14 protein-coding genes, 16 tRNA genes and 1 rRNA gene are annotated in these 19,589 nt (G+C 47.7%); 7 read left to right on the top strand and 24 right to left on the bottom strand.

The genetic code is table 11. The features are described from left to right. Window positions 1-17 precede the first annotated feature (17 nt). On the top strand, window positions 18-923 hold the full coding sequence (gene murQ, locus CXK86_RS26675; RefSeq protein WP_100527788.1) for an N-acetylmuramic acid 6-phosphate etherase: 906 nt from the start codon (window positions 18-20) through the stop codon (window positions 921-923). A 149-nt stretch (window positions 924-1,072) separates the two neighbouring features. On the opposite strand, the gene CXK86_RS26670 is transcribed toward murQ, so the two are convergent. Beyond that, window positions 1,073-1,912, bottom strand: coding sequence for a MurR/RpiR family transcriptional regulator (locus tag CXK86_RS26670; protein ID WP_036616797.1), 840 nt, complete (start codon window positions 1,910-1,912; stop codon window positions 1,073-1,075). A gap of 125 nt (window positions 1,913-2,037) precedes the next feature. Next, entirely contained in the window at window positions 2,038-3,267 is a 1,230-nt protein-coding gene (locus tag CXK86_RS26665; protein WP_101314837.1) for an anhydro-N-acetylmuramic acid kinase, read from the bottom strand. A gap of 282 nt (window positions 3,268-3,549) precedes the next feature. Between CXK86_RS26665 and CXK86_RS26660 the strand changes: the two genes are divergently transcribed. Together CXK86_RS26660 and CXK86_RS26655 are read left to right on the top strand one after the other, a co-directional pair. Next, window positions 3,550-4,962 (top strand): N-acetylmuramoyl-L-alanine amidase family protein, encoded by a 1,413-nt coding sequence (locus CXK86_RS26660; RefSeq protein ID WP_076329877.1) that lies wholly within the window; start codon window positions 3,550-3,552, stop codon window positions 4,960-4,962. 34 nt (window positions 4,963-4,996) lie between these two features. Continuing rightward, a complete protein-coding gene (locus CXK86_RS26655) occupies window positions 4,997-5,557 on the top strand; it encodes a GerMN domain-containing protein (RefSeq protein ID WP_180361875.1) in 561 nt (186 codons plus the stop codon). Between the two features lie 76 nt (window positions 5,558-5,633). Here the strand turns inward: CXK86_RS26655 and CXK86_RS32790 are convergent, their stop codons facing one another. From CXK86_RS32790 to CXK86_RS26630, 4 genes are all read right to left on the bottom strand, one after another. After that, entirely contained in the window at window positions 5,634-7,220 is a 1,587-nt protein-coding gene (locus CXK86_RS32790) for an MBL fold metallo-hydrolase (RefSeq protein WP_257468221.1), read from the bottom strand. Next, window positions 7,217-8,902, bottom strand: coding sequence for an ABC transporter permease (locus CXK86_RS26640; RefSeq protein WP_101314835.1), 1,686 nt, complete (start codon window positions 8,900-8,902; stop codon window positions 7,217-7,219). The genes CXK86_RS32790 and CXK86_RS26640 overlap by 4 nt, the downstream gene beginning before the upstream one ends. Before the next feature lie 193 nt (window positions 8,903-9,095). Continuing rightward, window positions 9,096-10,169, bottom strand: a complete 1,074-nt coding sequence (locus CXK86_RS26635) for an ABC transporter substrate-binding protein (protein ID WP_101314834.1) — start codon at window positions 10,167-10,169, stop codon at window positions 9,096-9,098. 70 nt (window positions 10,170-10,239) lie between these two features. Next, window positions 10,240-11,256 carry an ABC transporter ATP-binding protein gene (locus CXK86_RS26630; protein WP_101314884.1) on the bottom strand — a complete coding sequence of 339 codons (1,017 nt, stop codon included), beginning with the start codon at window positions 11,254-11,256 and terminating at the stop codon, window positions 10,240-10,242. Window positions 11,257-11,663: 407 nt separating this feature from the next. Between CXK86_RS26630 and CXK86_RS26625 the strand changes: the two genes are divergently transcribed. From CXK86_RS26625 to CXK86_RS26610, 4 genes are all read left to right on the top strand, one after another. Then, window positions 11,664-12,572, top strand: a complete 909-nt coding sequence (locus CXK86_RS26625; protein ID WP_101314833.1) for a LysR family transcriptional regulator — start codon at window positions 11,664-11,666, stop codon at window positions 12,570-12,572. Between the two features lie 147 nt (window positions 12,573-12,719). After that, the gene (locus CXK86_RS26620; protein WP_076319606.1) at window positions 12,720-13,580 is read left to right on the top strand and encodes a hypothetical protein; all 861 of its coding nucleotides are present in this window, start codon (window positions 12,720-12,722) and stop codon (window positions 13,578-13,580) included. Window positions 13,581-13,954: 374 nt separating this feature from the next. Next, window positions 13,955-15,637 carry an AraC family transcriptional regulator gene (locus tag CXK86_RS26615; RefSeq protein WP_101314832.1) on the top strand — a complete coding sequence of 561 codons (1,683 nt, stop codon included), beginning with the start codon at window positions 13,955-13,957 and terminating at the stop codon, window positions 15,635-15,637. 97 nt (window positions 15,638-15,734) lie between these two features. Beyond that, complete coding sequence (locus CXK86_RS26610; RefSeq protein ID WP_180361874.1) at window positions 15,735-16,781, top strand: ABC transporter substrate-binding protein; 1,047 nt, start codon at window positions 15,735-15,737, stop codon at window positions 16,779-16,781. 222 nt (window positions 16,782-17,003) lie between these two features. Here the strand turns inward: CXK86_RS26610 and CXK86_RS26605 are convergent, their stop codons facing one another. The 18 genes from CXK86_RS26605 to rrf all read right to left on the bottom strand — a co-directional run bounded on the left by CXK86_RS26605 (window position 17,004) and on the right by rrf (window position 19,460). Beyond that, complete coding sequence (locus CXK86_RS26605; RefSeq protein ID WP_076329870.1) at window positions 17,004-17,609, bottom strand: short chain dehydrogenase; 606 nt, start codon at window positions 17,607-17,609, stop codon at window positions 17,004-17,006. Window positions 17,610-17,793: 184 nt separating this feature from the next. Next, window positions 17,794-17,864: transfer RNA gene (locus CXK86_RS26600), tRNA-Gly, on the bottom strand. A gap of 12 nt (window positions 17,865-17,876) precedes the next feature. After that, window positions 17,877-17,950, bottom strand: a tRNA-Pro gene (locus CXK86_RS26595). Between the two features lie 16 nt (window positions 17,951-17,966). Further along, window positions 17,967-18,043, bottom strand: a tRNA-Arg gene (locus CXK86_RS26590). Between the two features lie 6 nt (window positions 18,044-18,049). Next, a tRNA-Gly gene (locus CXK86_RS26585) sits at window positions 18,050-18,124 on the bottom strand. Between the two features lie 8 nt (window positions 18,125-18,132). Beyond that, window positions 18,133-18,219: transfer RNA gene (locus tag CXK86_RS26580), tRNA-Leu, on the bottom strand. Between the two features lie 9 nt (window positions 18,220-18,228). Beyond that, window positions 18,229-18,304, bottom strand: a tRNA-Lys gene (locus CXK86_RS26575). Window positions 18,305-18,313: 9 nt separating this feature from the next. Next, window positions 18,314-18,388, bottom strand: a tRNA-Gln gene (locus tag CXK86_RS26570). Window positions 18,389-18,399: 11 nt separating this feature from the next. Further along, a tRNA-His gene (locus CXK86_RS26565) sits at window positions 18,400-18,475 on the bottom strand. Between the two features lie 97 nt (window positions 18,476-18,572). Continuing rightward, window positions 18,573-18,648, bottom strand: a tRNA-Thr gene (locus tag CXK86_RS26560). A gap of 23 nt (window positions 18,649-18,671) precedes the next feature. Beyond that, a tRNA-Asp gene (locus tag CXK86_RS26555) sits at window positions 18,672-18,749 on the bottom strand. 27 nt (window positions 18,750-18,776) lie between these two features. Continuing rightward, window positions 18,777-18,850: transfer RNA gene (locus CXK86_RS26550), tRNA-Met, on the bottom strand. Between the two features lie 16 nt (window positions 18,851-18,866). Further along, window positions 18,867-18,942 (bottom strand) — tRNA-Val (locus CXK86_RS26545). 6 nt (window positions 18,943-18,948) lie between these two features. Continuing rightward, window positions 18,949-19,020 (bottom strand) — tRNA-Glu (locus CXK86_RS26540). A 4-nt stretch (window positions 19,021-19,024) separates the two neighbouring features. Further along, window positions 19,025-19,100, bottom strand: a tRNA-Asn gene (locus tag CXK86_RS26535). A gap of 1 nt (window position 19,101) precedes the next feature. Continuing rightward, window positions 19,102-19,177: transfer RNA gene (locus tag CXK86_RS26530), tRNA-Ala, on the bottom strand. A gap of 33 nt (window positions 19,178-19,210) precedes the next feature. Beyond that, a tRNA-Ile gene (locus CXK86_RS26525) sits at window positions 19,211-19,284 on the bottom strand. A gap of 59 nt (window positions 19,285-19,343) precedes the next feature. After that, window positions 19,344-19,460: ribosomal RNA gene (gene rrf / locus CXK86_RS26520) — 5S ribosomal RNA — on the bottom strand. Window positions 19,461-19,589: the final 129 nt, after the last annotated feature.

Raw genomic sequence — 19,589 nt, 5'->3', positions numbered from 1 at the left:
AGAAGGAGGCCATACGGATGAATCACATGCTGAATTCACTACTAACAGAACAACCCAATCCACTAACGGATCATATAGATGAATTGCCTTCGGCAGAAATTATGGAACTCATTAATAAGGAAGATCAACGCATTGCGGAGCTCATTCAGCCCCTGATTCCGGTCATTGCTCAAGCTGCGGATCGGATCTTGGAGGCATTTCAGTCTGGCGGCAGGCTTTTTTATGTAGGCGCAGGTACCAGTGGACGATTAGGAATACTTGACGCTTCGGAATGCCCGCCTACCTACGGAACCCCGCCCTCCATGGTACAGGGTATTATTGCAGGGGGATTCCGGGCAGTGAAGGACCCAGTTGAAGGTGCTGAAGATAGTGAGGAGTTGGGAGCTGCCGACCTTGATGAACATGGCTTAGACAAAAACGATGTCGTGGTTGGCATTGCAGCCAGTGGACGAACACCGTATGTGCTGGGTGCGATGAGACATGCCAAGGAGATCGGGGCTACGGTGATCAGCCTGAGTAATAATGCAGGCACGCCGATGACCCTGTTGGCTGATGTGAGCATTGAGGCTGTTGTCGGCCCAGAGGTTGTCATGGGTTCAACACGTATGAAGGCAGGCAGCGCACAGAAAATGATTCTGAACATGCTCACCACTACCGCCATGATTCGTCTGGGCAAGGTTTACCGTAATTTCATGGTTGATCTGAACCCTTCGAATGAGAAGCTTGTCCATCGTGCCAAACGCATGATCCATCTAGCAACCGGAGCAAATGAAGCGGATATTGAAGAGGCTTTTACCGGTGCAGACGGTCATGTTAAAACGGCAATCGTCATGCTGATGGCAGGTGTGGACGCAACGGAAGCCCAGCACAGGCTTGATCTGGCTGACGGATTTGTCCGCAGCGCCATTGCGGGGCCTTCCTGAGCCGTATCAAGGGGTATTATTAGAGGTGGTAAGAGAGGAGCCCAACATTAGTCTGGGCTCTTTTTTTTATTTTTTTATTCTAAAAGCGGATATAATCCGTCAAAAAATCCCCTCCTGCATAAACAGAAAGGGATTCATATGGTTCTACTTCACTTGTGCTCCAGAATAGCCTGCCGACTCTTTTCCAAATATTCCACCGACTGGTTGTAATCCCGACTGGCAATCGCCAGATACAAAATATCGATCACGTTCAACTGTGCAATCCGTGACGAAGTTGCTCCGCTCCGAATATCACTTTCGGTAGAAGTAATCATCAGGGGCACATCCGCCATACTACTGAGTGTATTGCTGCCCCACTTGGTAATGCTGATTGTCGCTGCACCACCATCATGAGCATGCTTGAGACAGGAGATTACGTTCGACGTCTCCCCTGAATACGAGATACATACAACCGCATCATCCTCACGAAGCGTCGTTGCGGACGAAATCTGCATATGCGGATCGGCGAACGAAAAGCTTGTGCGATTGATTCGCATGAACTTGTAATGTGCATCCAGCGCAATCAGGTTGGAGGCCCCTACTCCATAGAAAAAGATCCGGTTTGCCTGATGAAGCACGTCCACAGCTTTTTCCACCAGACGTGGGTCCAGAATATGAACCGTATCCTTCACCGACTGAATATTGTTTGCGGACACATGCTGAATAATGCTCTCCATGGAGTCCTGGGGACGAATCTCCGTATATTGATATGGCTCACTCGTCTGCAAATCTCCGGCAATCTTCAGCTTCAGCTCCTGAAAACCCGTTACACCTAGTGATTTGCAGAGACGGATAATGGCAGCTGGGCTGCCTCCACTCCGTTCAGACAACTGGGCCACCGAGGATTGAACAGTTTCTTGCGGGTGATCGAGAATATAAGCTCCGATCTTCCGTTCGGACGGGGTCAAGTCATCCATTAATGCGCGTAAACGTACAAGTCCACCTTTCATGCCTTCCATTCGCTCCTCCTTTCCGTACTGCATTCATGTACAAGCATTTTATCTTATAATTCCACTCGCGTCTAATCGAATTCCTCGCCCTTCCATAACTGAACTCATATTAAATTCAGGTCTCACTAAAGTGTGAGATTGCCCGAGATTACGGCGTGTTTTGCGCCGGTTACTGCCGGAAGTGTATTGGTTCTTCCCATAAGTGCCTCATGGCCAAGTAAAGCAAATCCAATGGCTTCCCGAGCATCATCGGGTATACCATAATCTGCCGTTCGCTCCAAACGGATATCCTTCGGTAGTCTCTGACGGATCATCTCCATTAACGTGGCATTGGAAGTGCCACCACCGCACGCGAGCATGGCCGATATTTGCACCTTGGGCAGGATAAAATCCTTCACTGCACGCACGATGGTTTCCGCGGTCAGACAGGTGGCAGTAGCCAGCGTATCTTCAAGAGATAAGGAACGCTTTGCGGCCATCTCCATCAGTCTCACTGCATACGCGGCTCCATATACTTCTCGCCCGGTACTTTTCGGTGGAAGTCTTTTGAAATACTCATCCTCCAAACACAGGTCTACCAGACCCTGATCGACCTTTCCCTGTGCGGCAATACTTCCATTCGGATCATAATGCTGCCGCCCATCCGTTGCCTGCCGCACAATGGCGTCCATCACCATATTCCCTGGTCCCGTATCAAATGCCGAAATACCTTCGGTAGATGACTCCTCGGGAAGCACCGTCACATTGCCAATGCCACCGATATTCTGCACCAGCCGTCCTTCCGTCGGGCTACGGAACATCAGAGCATCCGCATAAGGCGTAAGCGGGGCACCTTCCCCACCAGCCGCCATATCCCTTGCCCGCAGGTTGCCAATCACTGGAAGTCCTGTCCGTTCTCGAACGACAGCACATTCACCGATCTGCAATGTCGATACCACATCAATACTTGCTCCCGTTGGCCCTGGAAATGCAGATGCTACAGGAGCATGCCATACCGTCTGTCCATGCATGCTAATCATTTCCACCTGCTGCGTTGAGATACCGGCAGACTGCATCAGTTCCGTAACGCTATGCGCATACCACTCCGATACACCAAAGTGCGCGGCTGTCAGCTCGTCGACACGCGCCGTCCCCGGTGAACATAACCGGATCAGTACGTCTCTCAATCCATTCGAATACGGCACACAGACGAAATCAACCAGCTCTATCTGCTGTAATGCCCCGCTCATATCGGTTTGAATACGCACCAGTGCCGCGTCAGTTCCATCAAGTGACGTTCCTGACATTAGTCCGATGACCAGATGCTCCTGCTTCAAACGATACTTCTCCCACATCGGATAGCTGCCTGTATCCATCCACTTCCAACCTCCTGCAAGACCCGATGAACACGTCATCCTGCCATAATTTCACCCAGTATATGATATTAAATTTCACAAGTCAAACATTATATGAAATTTAATTACATCATTGAAAATAAAAAGAGAAATATTCATCCCATTTGCGATCACACATCATGTTTTCTTCCATCAATTGATAATTAGATATCAGAAGAGAAACATTTTTACATTTTTACCGTTTATAATATGTAGGGATATTTTGGAATTAAGAAAATGCTCTAATATTAGTCGAGGTGCATAATGAAGAAAACCATTTTACTACTGTTTTTAAGTCTGTTCTTACTCGTTTTGCTCCCTAATCAGGGAAATGCCGCTGCAAGCACGTCGAAAATCTTTATGGATGGAGAGGAATTAGTCCTCCCAAGTGATGTACAGGTGACGATTATCAATAAAAACGTGATGATCCCAATTCGTGTCGTTGCCGAAAATTTGAAATTCAAAGTCGATTGGAACCAACAAGCACGCACTGTAAAAATTCAGCAAGATCAACAGACGATTTCCCTAACCGTCGATCAAAAGCAAGCCATGGTTGCTGACAAACAAGTCACTTTGAACACAGCACCGCAGATTTTGAATAAAACGCTGGTGGTTCCCATTCGATTTGTCAGTGAACAAATGGGGCTTAAGGTAAGATGGAACAATCAAGACAAGATCGTATACTTAACAAACACCAGTAAGGAACCTGCTATTGAACCAGGAAATAGTCCTGGAAAAGGGGATTCAAGCTCTACCGCTCAGGTTACCGATATCCAATTTGCCAATAATCAGCTCGTTTTATCCACCGATGGGGCCGTTCAGCCGATAGTAACGACCCTCAAGTACCCTGATCGTCTGGTTGTGGACTTGCCCGGAGCCACCTTTGGCGATATCTCCCAGCCGCTAGATCAAGGACTCAATGGCAAGTTGGATGTGAGCGGTTATCCCAATGTGACAGAAGTGAGATATTCACTGTTCAAACGAGAACCGGCACAAGTTCGCATTGTCGTAGAATTGAATAATGTGAAGGATGTCCAGTACAACCAGAACGTCATTGCCGACAAACTGATTATTGATCTGAATGTTGCGGGTGACAATGTCACACCTGCTCCAGTCACTCCAGTAGGCGACTCAGGACGCAAGGTTGTGGTCATCGATCCAGGACACGGTGGCAGTGATCCAGGGACTATCAGCATCACGAACAAACCCGAAAAGGAATACAATCTGGCATTAGCTCACAAAGTACAAGCCCTGTTGCTCAATGAACCCAATATCGAATTGGTGATGACTCGTGAAGGTGATACCTATCCGACCCGCCCTGAGCGTGTTCAACTCGCCAATCAATTAAATGCGGATGTATTTGTATCTATCCATGGCAATAGCGTGAAGTCCGCCCCCCAAGCCACAGGTACGGAGACATATTATTATCAACGCAGTAACAGCAAGGAATTAGCTACTATCATTCATCAACGTTTGGTGAAAGCCATGGGTCTCAGAGATCGTGGTGTGAAGAATGGCAACTTGGAAGTAATCCGAGACACGACCATGCCTGCAGTGCTTTTGGAAGTGGGATTCTTGAGTAATGTGCTCGATGAAGAACTGATGTCGTCCGAAGTTGTTCAGATGAAAGCCGCTCAAGCGATAGCCGATGGAATCAAGGAGTATTTGGGCCTATAAATCATCAAATAAATCAGATGAAGGAAGTGATTCTTTGAATAAGAAGCTAGGTTGTGCACTTATATTATCATGCTTGATCCTTATCGGAGTTGGGTGTGCCCAGAAGCCAGTGAGCCAATCCGGTTCGAATGAACCTGCTATTCAGGGAGGACAGGTGCAGGCACCAAACCCATCCGAAACGGAGGTGGATCTGGGCACAATGAATACACAAGTCGTCGATGTATATTTGGCAGACTCTCAGGTACTTGAGCTAGAGAAAACAGAGCAGGAAATTGAGTACAAGGATGACTCCGAAAAATATGAAAAAACATTTGCAGCGTTACAAACGAACACCGATTCAGAGCTTGTTTCCCTCTGGGAGCAGGTGGAATTGCTCTCTGTCCAATATGCTGAGGGTACGGTGACTTTGGATGTTCATATCCCCGCTGAAGCGAACCTCGGTACCAGTGGAGAATTGCTCGCATTGGAAGCTTTAACAACAACGATGTTTCAATTTGATGAAGTGAAGAGTCTGGATATACTGGTGGATGGTGAAGCCGTTGATAGTTTGATGGGCCATGCCGAACTGGAACACCCCATTCATCGCGAACCCTAACTGATCAGACAACAATGGAAAAAGAACGTCCCCAGGGACGTTCCAATCTGACGCATCAATTCGATTCATGCACAATTCACACATATAGCTCGTCACCAGCAGACAGTGAATGTATAACTGTTCTCGGTGACGGGCTATTTCTGAGCAATCCTTCTTTTAATCGGTCCGTCTCTGCCCGGTCAGCATGCACAAGGACCGTATGCCTTGCTGGAACATGATGCAGCATCCGTTCAACATCCTTCCAGCCCTGATGTACTTTATAACGTATTTTCCGCACTTCACACACTCCATACTTGTCAGGAACCCGTAGCAACTTATCAGCAAATGTACCATGAGCAACATGCCCGGTGAGCAGAATCAGATTCTCCTCCCTGTCCGATAATTGACTGTAATACCAACGGGCAAGCGAGGACTGCATCATGCCGTCCGGAATGAACCATAGCGAAGCAGCATGATGTTCCAACAGTTGTTCCCGCTCTTGGGTAGTCGTAGGCAGATCCCATCCTCGTCCAGTCAGAAAGCAATCGATTTTGTCTTTCAACGAACTTCCGATGACATGCTCTCCCTTCTCCCTCAACCAATACGGAACATGCATAAGCTGCTTCATACCGTCCACCAGCCCTTGTTCCACTACGATTGGAATAGCCGGGAATTGTTGCTGTGCCCACAGTATGATCTCCTGTCCACGCCCTACGACAGGCATAGGTAAGAGCACCTTTCCACCTTGAGCAATCGTCTGGCGAATGGCTCGTTCAAGCTGTTCCAGTTTTTCGGCCTGTGTATCCTGGTCCGTACCGTAGGCCGCATCAACGATCGCCAGATCCACCACGACGGAAGATATTGGCGCAGCGTCTGCTACGTTTGCTCTGCCTGCTCTGACTGCTCCATCTGCTCCATTGGATGTGAAATTTCTCTCCTTCATGGGTATCTCCATGGATACAAGTGTTCTTGACGACACTTCTGATGCAACAGATGTCTGATCTGGTGACGTTATAAGTTCTCCAGCCTTTTGCCCACTGTTTATAGCAATTAGTTCCTCCGCGCCCCACTGTTCACTGCTCGGAGTATCGAACAACGTATCTTCACGAATCATGTTTTCCCGTAAGAACGCCTCCGCTGGATAATCCTCCTGTAAAAGCATCGATTCTGACGTGTAGTCCCCGGAATAAAAAATCCGCTTACCTTCCATTTCAACCCCAAACCACACCGATCCAGCCAGATGTCCACTCCGGCCCCACATCACTTTTACTTCGGGAATCGGTTGGAACCAGGTTTGGGATACGACCTCATCTTCCAGATACCGATAACGAATAGCCTGCTCATCTGCTTCATCGTAAGGGAGCTTCTCTCCGACACGTTCTGCAAACCTTCGCCAGTTGGCAAAATACGTACGCAGCTGCGCCCTCGTCTCTCTCGTCGTCCACACTTCACCCTGGTAGCCCATCTTGTACAGCAAAGGGATGGCGACCGAATGATCCTCATGGGCGTGGGACAACAGGACCGCATCCAGTTGCGGGACAATCTCCGGGTCAATCATCGGATACTCGCCCGTGCCTTCTTTTTTCACACCACAATCCAGCAAAAGGTGGAACTGGCTCCCGCTCAGGAGATAGGCGGAACGTCCGTGTTCCCCTGCACCGCCCCATACGTTCAGTTTGATCATGATGCATTCCACTTTCTCTTTGAATTCAGCAGTTCGATTCCCAGCAGCATCAGCACCGTCATGCCTACAGTCACAACAGCCATTGCCATTCCCAACGACACCTGACCTTGTTCAAACTGGGCAAAAATATACGTAGCCGACGTCTGCATCGACGGCGGAAGAATCAATAACGAACCTACCAGCTCCCGGGTAGCAATCGTAAAGGTCATCATCCAGCCGGCCAGCATGCCGGGCAGGATCAGCGGGATCAGGATTCGCCGCAGAATATACAGCGGCTTCCCGCCAAACACTTGCCCAGCTTGGAACAACGTTCCGTCAATCTGGGTAAAGCTCGATTTTACATACTGCACGGTGTAAGGCAAGAAGAGCACAACGTACGTGAGCACAACCATGCCATAGGTGTTATACAACGTGACTGGCATCCAGGGTGAGTTCCAGAACAGAATCAAACCCACCACCATCACGATACCCGGCACCGTATTAGGCAACAGACTGAACAAGTCAATCACACGCTGCATGAATGAAGATGATCTGCCGATCGCCAGCGCAAATCCAGTTCCGATAATAACAGCGACCGTTGAAGCCGCAAGGGATAGACCGAGACTGTTCCCGATGGCCTTCATGCTCACCGATCCCCAAGATAACAGCTCTTTGTAATGATCCAAGGTCAGATTATCAAATGCAATTCCCGATCCCCGTAACTTCATGGTCGAAGCGGCGATGATGGAGAAATACGGGATACCTATCGACAGGATCAACAGGATTGCAAGATGCACCCCGCACAACCATCCTGCTCCGCCACGAAGAGAATATCGCTTTGAACGTTGCCCTTTGCCACCAACCAGACGATACGTGAACTTCCGGCTCATGGCAGACTGCATATACCACATCACCAGACAGACGGAGAGCAGCACCGATGCCAGCGAAGTCGCCTTACCGAAATCAATCGGCCAACTGGAGATGTACTTATGGATCTCGGAGGTCATGACATAATAGCCAATCTTGCGCCCGAAGGTTGCTGGTGTTCCGAATTCCGCAATCGTTTTGACAAAGACCAGCATGATCCCCATTCCGTAAGACGACAACAATAAGGGTAAAATAATACGTCTGAAACGGTACCCTGCACGTGCACCATGCACGGCTCCCGCTTCTTCCAGATTGCCACCGATGCGGATCAATGCATCCCGAAGCAGCAGATACAGGAACGGGAACAGGTGTAAGCTCATGATGAGCACCATGCCCCAGAAGCTGAAGAACAGCTCACTCCAGCCCGCAGATGAGGGCACCCATTGCTGGAGATATCCCCCTTTTTGCATAAACAGAATCCAGCCCATTGATCCGATATACGGCGGGGTCATGAACGGAATCATCAGGATTACATCCACCCAACGATGCTCGCCCATTCGGGTCTTCGCCATCATCCAAGCCAGCGGTAGCGCCAGCAGCGTAGTTACCGCTACAACGCATATGCCAAGCCAGACGGAATTCAGCAATACACCTGATAGATGATGACCTGTAATCGTGCGAATCGGAGCCATCCAATCCCACTGCCCGTCCGGATACACACTTTGCCAGAAGATCAGCAAGAGCGGTACGCCAATGCTTATGGTCAGCAGAAAGAGGGCCAGAATCACGCCCACTCTCCGAAAAATTCGGTTGTTGTCTATTCCAACAGGTTTCACTACGTTCACCTCACATGACTTTCCACAGACAGCAGGTATTCCTTTTGCCTAGTTGTCTCTATCCTTGTTCTTCTTTCGGTATTTTGCATAATTCGAATCAAATCGCTGGCGGGTACAAGGTATAGACGAATAGAAGCATTTCGATCTATACCTTGCTTATTGAAAGACGCTCTTTGGATTTATGCAAAAGTACTTACTTAAAAGTCTCGGAAAAACGCGCCGCTGTCTCTTCGCCATGTTCGCTCATCCAGTTCCAATCCACTTTAAGTTGTGGAATATCCTTCACATTGGCACGGTTAGTCGCTTCAATGTCTTCGCGGCCCGGAATCAGATAAGCATCTGCAACAAGCTTCTGTGCTTCATCGGACAACAGGTAGTCAATGAACGCTTTGGCGTTCTCTACATTTGGACTGGATTTCAGAATCGCTGCCGGTCTTGGGCTGATTACCGTGCCTTCCTCAGGATATACGATATCCAGTGGTTCGCCTTTTGCCTTGGAGGAATACGCCATGTAGTCCACACCTGCTGCTACGATGCTTTTGGCACCCGTAATGACTGGATCAAGTGCTTCCTGATTGGCGCCTGCCATCGCTACACCATTGGCTTTATAGGCACTCAGCAGATCCCAACCTTTTTCACCGTTCGCGCTCAGATATCCTGTGATGAAGTCGAGTGCTGAACCTGATAATGTTGGGTCGGGAATGTTCACTGCATCTTTCCACGCAGGCGTAGCCAGCTCTGCCCAACTTGTTGGGGGTGTAGATACCAGTTTGGTGTTATACACAATACCCAGTGCGGAAGCACTGCTGCTGAAGTAGTTGCCCTCTGCATCCGACCAATCCTTGTTCAGCTTGTCTGCATTGGCTGCGTCCGGGTAAGGCATAGTCAGTCCATCGGCTTTCAGAGCCTGTGCGGAAGGTAAAGAAGCCAGAATTACAACGTCTGCAACCGGATTGGATTTCTCAGCTTCCATACGAGCCAGAATTTTTCCTGTCGTTCCCTGAAACATCTCAACTTCGATCCCTGTTTTGTCTGTAAATCCGCTCACGATGTTATCTGCCAGCTTCTGTGGGCCAGCACTGTACAAGACCAACTTGCCACCAGCCGGTTTCGTTGTTTCTGCCGCTGCTGCTGTGTTTCCTTCACCTGCGGGTTGTGCTGCGTTGCCTGTGGTGGAGTTCCCTGTGCTACATCCGAACAAACTGATACTCATTACCGCTGTTAATAACAGCATTGCGCTCTTTTTCCGTGTTTTCATACCCAACATATTCGTCCATCTCCCCTGGTTTCTTATAAAATGTGTACTTCTGCTTCCAACTGCGTGCTCGTTCAACAATTTAATATGCCACTGCGATCGCGTCGTTTTGCTTCATACTCGGGTGGTCATAACCCTCCATTCGGCATATCCGCTCAGGGGTTACATAGAGCTGCACCCGCTCCCCTACGCGCACCCTTTGGTTCATATAGGCTGTCCATACCCCAAGCCCTTCCATCTGCACTCGTACTTCATATCGTTCACCTACATAGCTGACACTAAGTACCGTCCCCGGATAACACAGATCGTCATGACCTGTTTTGTTCCAGGTGACATGCTCTGGACGCACCATCGATTGATTAGGCGTGAGCCAGTTGGACTTTCCGATAAACGAAGCGACATACGGATCACTTGGCGCCGAGTAGATCGTTTCCGGGCTTCCCTTTTGCAATATCCGCCCCTTCTGCATCACCACAATCTCATCCGACATCGACATCGCTTCAATCTGATCATGTGTGACGTACAGCGCAGTCAATCCCATGTCCCGAACCAGTGACATCATCTCAATCCGCATCTCTTCCCGGAGTACAGCATCCAGTGCGCTCAGTGGTTCATCGAACAGGATCACACCAGGTCTGACGGCTACGGCTCTGGCAAAAGCAACCCGTTGCTGCTGTCCACCAGACAGCTGATGAGGATATCGGTCTTCCATGCCTTGCAGGCGAACCATGCCAAGGGCTTCATTCACCTTTTGCCGCAGATCAGATTTCTGTTTTCCGGCCTTCAGGCCAAACGCTACATTTTCGTATACGGTCATATGCGGCCATAATGCAAAATCCTGAAACACCATGCCCAGATTACGCTTGTGTGTTGGTATATCAATCCGCTTCGCCGCAGAGTAGGTACACTGACCATCTGCACGAATCTCCCCCGCGTCCGGCTGTTCCAGCCCGGCCAACATGCGGAGCAGTGTTGTTTTGCCACAGCCCGATGGGCCGAGCAGGGTCGTGAACTTTCCATGTTCAAGCGTTAGATCTGTCGGCAACAGTGCGGGTGTTTGATTAAATGATTTTTGAATTCCTGTTATCTCTAATTTCATAAGCATCCCTGCCTGTCTTCTGTTACTTAATCTCTTGCACTGTTCTCAGTCTAACGTCCGCTTTCGCGAGTTGTATGTCTTGTATGTAAAATTGGAATTAACTTTTTAGATGAATTCTGTTGATGTTCATAGATTAAATCTATAGAAGGTGAACTAAATTAATTTTCATGTTGTCGCTTCGATTACAGTACCATCTTCCGATCGCTGTTATCCCCAGATTTCTTATATTCCCTTTATGAAGGGAGAAATCCGGGGATAAAGGCGAAGCATATGCTTCCGAAGCAGCTTTCTTCCAGAAAGCTTTTGGCTCCGCTTCTTCAGATTGGTTCTGTACTCTCCGTCTTTATGAAAAACATTAGATCATCTTATATATTGGGGCTAGTAGAAGTGAGAGGAGTGTTAGGACATTGAATCTGATCAAATTACAAATTGTTGAGCTGATCGATAAACATCATCACATGACAAGCGTGGCCGAGTTACTGGGGATCAAACAACCTACCGTTACATTTCATATGAAGTCATTGGAGGAAGAGATGGGTGTGCGATTATTCGAATCGCGCAGTGGAAAGACCTTTTTAACCGAAGCCGGACAGGCTTTGCTCCACTATTCCGTCAAAATCAATGCTCTGACCCAAGAGGCAAGGCGGGTAGTGAAGGAATATGACAGTCTCTATCGGGGCACCCTGCACATTGGAGCAAGCTATGTACCGGCTACATATTTGCTGCCTACCATACTCAACACCTTTTCTCAGGAATTCCCGGGCATTCGTATTGTCTTATCCGTCAAACCATCACCTGTTATTCGCGAGATGCTGATTCGGCATCAGATTGATCTGGGGGTGATCTCTTCCGAGCCATTTGTTGGCCCTGCCCTGCAAGCAGAGACGTTATGTGAAGACGACCTGGTATTAATCTGTTCCCCGCAACATGGGTTGGCCCAGAAGGATGCATTAACACCTGATCATATCGCGCAGATTCCTTTTGCCTTACATGGCAATGAATCCAGTACACGGCGGCTAACCAATCAATGGCTTGCGCAACATGATATTCGTTTGCGGAGTACCGTGGAGATGGATTCCCTGGAAGCGATCAAACAGCTCGTGTTAATCGGGGGACATGTCTCATTCATGTCTCGGATGGCGGTACAGTGGGAGGAACAGCACGGTCTCATTCAAGTTCTTCCAATTCCGGGAGAGCAGGCACCGCGCCATATCTATACTGTACATAACAAGGATCGCCACCCTTCCGTTCAAGTAAACCGCTTCAAAAAAGTGCTGCGAGAGGTGAGTCACGGCTTCCCCATTTTCCATGGCTGATTGCCCTGATCCGCTATAAACTATCGTTTGCCATTCATCAAATCTATGCAGGGTTAACGCAATGTGCGCTTCCCTTTAATCGCTTTCATATATTCGGGCGATAAAGTGGGATCTGTACGTTAATCCAGATTAGGAGAGTGATTGGTTTTGAAAAAGTGGAAAAAGGTAACCGCCTCATTGATGCTGAGCATCGTAACATTGGGAAGTGGAATGACATTTCTGGGAGCACCCCAGGCTTCAGCTGCTGCCAATGCCGTTCCTGCTTATGAAGTAAAGTTTCTGGCCAAGCCGGAACTTGTATTAAATACAGATGGGACACCACGCAGTGAAGTGATCCAGACACTCGGCCTAAATTCCACGCCAAGAAATATTAACGTAGAGTACTTCGACACCAATGCTCTCGGATTGGATCAACAAGGATGGAACGTACGTTTTCGCAAAAAGGATGATAAAAATAACTACGAATTGACTTATAAAAAACGCTACCCTGTGATCAATGGCGATATCAACGCTGCGCTGACTCTGGCTAACCAAGAGGGATTTGACAAATCAGATGATAACTACGAGGCTGAAATTGATTGGGGTTATGGCAAACAAACGCTGAGCTTCTCCAATACCAAAAAAGTCGATACCAAAGCGACAGGAGTCCAACTTCCTTCCCAGCAAGAAGCCTTGAACATGTTACTGGACAAGCTTCCGGGCAAATTGAAAAACTGGTCTGCCTCCAACTGGGGTAAACAACAACTGACTCAATCCCGTGCATATGGTCCAATCACATTCCAACGTTATGAAGGTACATGGAGTGGTCAAGAGCTTACACTCGAAGTATGGCCGATCCGTGACGCAGCAGGTACAGGTATTGAGAATATCGTAGAGGTTTCTTTCAAAACCGATGATGCTGTAGCCGTATCCGGACTGCGTACCCAACTGTTGCAGTTGCTGGAGAACAACAACTGGCTGATTCCTGCAGATGGCTTGAAGACACAGACGATTCTGGAAAGATACTAATCGCAAGCTCTAATTAAAAAGACAAGTTCCTCTTCCTGCGGACATCGTAGGAGAGGGGCTTGTCTTTTTTTGCGTAGTGAATTAAATGATCTGTTATTTAAGTAATTCTACGATTAACATCAGTTAAGATTTTCACTAATTATTCGCTCAACGGTTTAGATGATGGGAACTATGTATTGGCTATTTTCCAACTCGGTAACCTATTTCAATTCAAGTTATAGTGGAGAGTTACGCGGTTCAATGATTAGAATTCGCTATTTCATTTTCATATTATCATATGGACTTCTTATTTGTATGACAATATGCGATAATTGATAATTATTCTCAAATACATCATATGTAATGTTACTATCGTAAGTTAAGGAGGGATTCTGGTGACTTTGCAAGTCTTTCCACTGATATCTAACGGTGACCATACCCGTAACCTATATGCAAGATTCAAGACATCCGAAGTTCTCGATCAAGCGTCTTTTCTTACCCCATTCGTATTAGCGGACTCACATCTGCTGCTCATCTGTACTGGCGGTGAAGCCGATATTCGTATCGGGCATAGGCAAAATCATGCCACCATCGGCAAGATGTATCTAATCCTGCCAGGAACAGCGATAGAATATACAACGGATGAGGTTCATCCTTTACAGGGCATCGCGATATATTTTGATATGTTGAAGCCTCTCTCCGACATCAATAAAGCTACTTCCGGATCTACTGTAATGGAGGTATACCAAAAAGGGTTACTTCGTTCGGCTTATGCCGATGAGTTACCGCATGAACTTTTTCAGGAATGTACCAGAATTGCCTCACAGCTCCATGAATGCATCTCTGTACCTCAAGAAAATCGTCCATTTCGTATTCAGACTTTGATGCATGAATTGTTGACCCATGTGTATGCTCCTCCCAAAGAAAGTGCAATAGGAGATTCCGAACACACCTCTGCTTTGGATCAAACGCTTGAACTTATTGAGCTTGGATATGCTGAGCATCTTTCTCGGGAAGTTCTTGCCGGAGTGGCAGGCATGAGTGTATGGCACTATTCGCGGGTATTCAAAAACAGCACTGGCATCAGTCCCATGGAATACGTGAATAGCATCCGCATGGACCGGGCCAAAGAGATGCTGCTCGTCCCCGGCCAAACCATCAAACATATCGCCTCACAGGTTGGTTTTCAGGACGAGTTTTACTTTAGTCGCAAATTCAAAAAATATGTTGGCGTGTCTCCCTCTACCTATCAACGACAGAAACGCAGTAAAATTGCCGCTCTCTCCTTCGGAACCACTGGCCATCTGCTGGCATTACAGATCATCCCCCATGCGGCATTGATCGATAACCGACGTGATCAACACAGGAATCTGTTTTTCTCGAATATCCCTTATCATCTGGGACGTAGCAAACGAATGAATCCTCATATCTGGCAAACCAACGTTGAGTTGTTGATGCAAGCGAGCCCTGACCTCATACTCTGTAATGAGTACGAAGCCCATACGTTAAAAAGAACGCTGCAGCGAATTGCGCCTACCATCGTTATCCCATGGAAAGGATTGAGCTGGCGGGAACACTTCATACAAGTTGCCTCCATTGTGGGACAGCAACAAGATGCTCAGCAATGGTTGGAGCAGTACGATGACAAGGTAATCCAAGCCAAAGAGCAGCTTACTCATTTAATCGGTAAGGACACGGTCTCCATTATTCATATCATGATGGGTCATCTGTTAATCTACGGGCGACGCAATGGGGGCGCTGTTCTATATAACGACCTGGGCGTGTCCCCTTCACACGATCTGCTTCCAGGGCAAGTCTATCGTGCATTGGATGAACAGGAGTTGCCTCAAATGGTTGGAGATCGCATGTTACTGATTGTGGACCAGGACTCAGAATCCCAGCAACGTTGGCATAAACTACAACATACTCAGCTATGGCAAGATTTGATGCCTGTGCAGAACCAACATGTATATCTGCTAGATGAAATGCCGTGGTTGGATTATTCACCATATGCTCATGATCAGATCATCGATGAAACCCTGAAACTTTTTGGTGGAACTCAGCACATTAATCCATGACCGGATAGCACAGAAGGCTATGTCTCCCCCAACATGAGACCGCTACAATATAAAGTGTACTGAGAATCAATATCATTAGAAACACAGGGGGATTATGATGTACAAACAGCATTATGTCAAAATAACGGGAATCCTGCTCATACTCGCCATGTTACTTGTTGCGTGTGGACAGACACCTGCAAGCACTTCGCAGCCATCTGCAGATGGCGTAAAATCAGCTGCGGGGACAGATGGCGACTCATCCACTGAATCAGCTACTAAGACCGTGGAGAGCGCCAGTGGCAGCAAAGAAATCCCGGCACATCCCGAACGGATTGTGTCCATTAATATGGAGGACATTCTCCTCTCCTTGGAGGTACCACTGGTACTTGCTACACCTATTGGTCGGCAAGATTACCTGAATGAGCAACTTGAAGCTCAAGGCGTGGATGTCGAACCCATCAATGAAAGTGTCAATTTTGAAGCTGTAGTCAGCGCCAATCCGGACCTCATTATTGCCAATGCCAGTTTGGATGCCAAAATTCTCGAACAACTCGAGAAGATCGCGCCTACGATCACTTATGATCGCCGTAATTGGCAGGAATCTATCGTGCAGGTAGCTACTGCGCTAGATATTGAAGAGCGGGCTGAACAGCTTTTACAAAAAAATAAAGATCAAGTAACTGAAGCTCAGAAGCTTGCAGCCGATATCACCAAGACCAAACCTACAGCTGCATTCCTGCGCCTGGAAGAGAAGGATATGCGTTTGTTCTTCTCTTCCATTCCATCCACGCCATTCCCAGCTTCCAGTTATGTAGGAGCGGGTTATGAGGTTGGATTCACTCCCGATGCTCTCGTTACCAAACTCGAGGCAGAGAACCCGGATCGGATGAATGCCAGTATCTCGGTAGAGCTTTTACCTGAAATCAAATCAGACTATCTTTTTATCGTGTCCATTAGCTCAGATGGGACAGCTGAAGCATTGCAAAAAACAAAAGATGAACTCAATGAAATCCAGCAACTCCAAGTATGGAAAAGCCTACCCGCTGTTCAAAATGGTCATGTCTATGTCCTCAATGCTAAGAAATGGCTCATTGATGGCCCCATTGCCGAATCGCTCAAACGTAATGAGATGCTCGAAGTTCTTGGGCTACCTGCTCCATAATAGTCAATATACCTCTGTTTCATTCACAACAAACAAAAGGAGATCTACCGAAAATCCGGTGGATCTCCTTTTTATTTAATATTTCAAATGGCCTCATTCAGTTCTGTTTCATGAAAAATCATTCTACATGCTTAACAGCTAAATGTATTTCATGTACACCTTTCTCATCCTGCAATTAATTAGGGATAGGTAATCATCAAATCATATATAACTGTCCGGCTTTTAATATATTTTGAAATTTTGGGCTGTTTCAATCCCAAGCGCACTCTGGATAAACGTATTAGCCACTTTCTCTACAGGTACAGGATTAAATCCAATAAAGAAATCCTTATATTTCTCCGCCGACTCTACAAACAGATTAGGACTAACCGAATTCAAACGAATGCCTCTTGGTAACTCAAACGCTGCCGCTTTGGCAAACGAATCAATAGCTCCATTGACCATAGCACTTGATGCACCTTGCTCAATAGGGTGGTCTTGTATAATGCCACTGACCAGCGTGAAACTCCCCTTGTCGTTAATATAGTGCTGTCCAATCAATACGATATTGACCTGTCCAAGCAGTTTACCCTGCACACTAATCATATTGTTCTCAGGTGTCAGTTCTTCGAGTTTCGCATAATGGGTCTGGCCCGCCGCCACAATGACGTAATCAATATTTCTCACCGTTTCGAAGAGGGTAGTAATACTCTCTGTCGACGTCATATCCACCTGAACATCCCCGGATTGTCTACCTGCTGTAATAACCTCAACGGAATAATCTCTCAGTTTCGCAACAACGGCTTTACCTAATGTTCCGTTTCCACCAATGACCAGAGCTCTTTTCATTACTGTTTGTCCTCCTTTATAAATAAATACGGTTAATCAGATACGAATTGTTCTATTTATTTAAACAAAGATTCCATCCTTAATCAAATGACAATTGACCCTATTTTAAATAAATTACACTTATTCTTTTTAACACAAAAAAAGCCTTTGCTATAAGCAAAGGCTCTTCTATATGTTACTAGGAAGCGGGTGATGGGAATCGAACCCACGCTATTAGCTTGGAAGGCTAAAGTTCTACCATTGAACTACACCCGCAAATAAAAAAAATCGGGATGACACGATTTGAACATGCGACCCCCTGGTCCCAAACCAGGTGCTCTACCAAGCTGAGCTACATCCCGATACTTATGAGAATAATGGCGCGCCCTGAGAGATTCGAACTCCCGGCCTTTTGATTCGTAGTCAAACGCTCTATCCAGCTGAGCTAAGGGCGCAAATATTGGAGCGGAAGACGGGAATCGAACCCGCGACCCTCGCCTTGGCAAGGCGATGCTCTACCGCTGAGCCACTTCCGCAAAACATATGGTGCGGTCGAGAGGACTCGAACCTCCACGGGGGTTAGCCCACACGGACCTGAACCGTGCGCGTCTGCCAATTCCGCCACGACCGCAAAATATAATGGTGAGTCATGAAGGGCTCGAACCTTCGACACCCTGATTAAAAGTCAGGTGCTCTACCAACTGAGCTAATGACTCGTAATGAAATGGCTGGGGATATAGGATTTGAACCTATGCATGACGGAGTCAAAGTCCGTTGCCTTACCGCTTGGCTAATCCCCATTAAAAAATCATGGGGCGATCGAGGGGAATTGAACCCCCGAATGCCGGATCCACAAACCGGTGCGTTAACCACTTCGCCACGACCGCCATAGAGTAAGCCATTCATCCACTAAGAGAATCTTAGTATTAACAATTTTACTTGTAATATACATTCTATCACAAATTCAGATGTAAATACTAAAAATGGTGCCGGCGAGAGGACTTGAACCCCCAACCTACTGATTACAAGTCAGTTGCTCTACCAGTTGAGCTACACCGGCACGGTGTATATTTAATTATAAAATGGCGGAACCGACGGGATTCGAACCCGCGATCTCCTGCGTGACAGGCAGGCATGTTAGGCCAACTACACCACGGTTCCAGATCACTTTCTCAAAGGAAAGTATAATTGCGGGGGCAGGATTTGAACCTGCGGCCTTCGGGTTATGAGCCCGACGAGCTACCGGGCTGCTCCACCCCGCGTCGTTATAAAGTTATATGGTGGAGGCTGAGGGGATCGAACCCCCGACCCTCTGCTTGTAAGGCAGATGCTCTCCCAGCTGAGCTAAGCCTCCATATTATGACCCGTAGGGGATTCGAACCCCTGTTACCTCCGTGAAAGGGAGGTGTCTTAACCCCTTGACCAACGGGCCTTACTGGCTCCCCGAACAGGGCTCGAACCTGTGACAACTCGATTAACAGTCGAGTGCTCTACCAACTGAGCTATCAGGGAATGGTGGAGCCAAGCGGGATCGAACCGCTGACCTCCTGCTTGCAAGGCAGGCGCTCTCCCAGCTGAGCTATGGCCCCATACACTGTGTATTTCTTGTTGTGGTCTTGCTATGGGCCCTGGTGGACTCGAACCACCGGCCTCACCCTTATCAGAGGTGCGCTCTAACCAACTGAGCTAAGGGCCCTAATATATATCCCTTATTCCTTAGCAAGGGGGGCAAAAAAAATACCCCAAAGGGAAATCGCTTGGCGGCGTCCTACTCTCCCAGGACCCTGCGGTCCAAGTACCATCGGCGCTAGAGGGCTTAACGGTCGTGTTCGGGATGGGTACGTGTGGAACCCCTCCGCCATCGCCACCAAACGCGTAGCTTACATTTCAGAGTTGGTTCTCTGAAAACTAGATTCGAAACGAAACATGCGAATTACAACTTGCTATTGGATAAGCCCTCGACCGATTAGTACTGGTCAGCTCCATGCATTGCTGCACTTC

Source organism: Paenibacillus sp. BGI2013 (assembly GCF_002843485.1).
Classification (GTDB): Bacteria; Bacillota; Bacilli; order Paenibacillales; family Paenibacillaceae; genus Paenibacillus; species Paenibacillus amylolyticus.
This window is presented reverse-complemented; position numbering and strand designations above follow the sequence as displayed.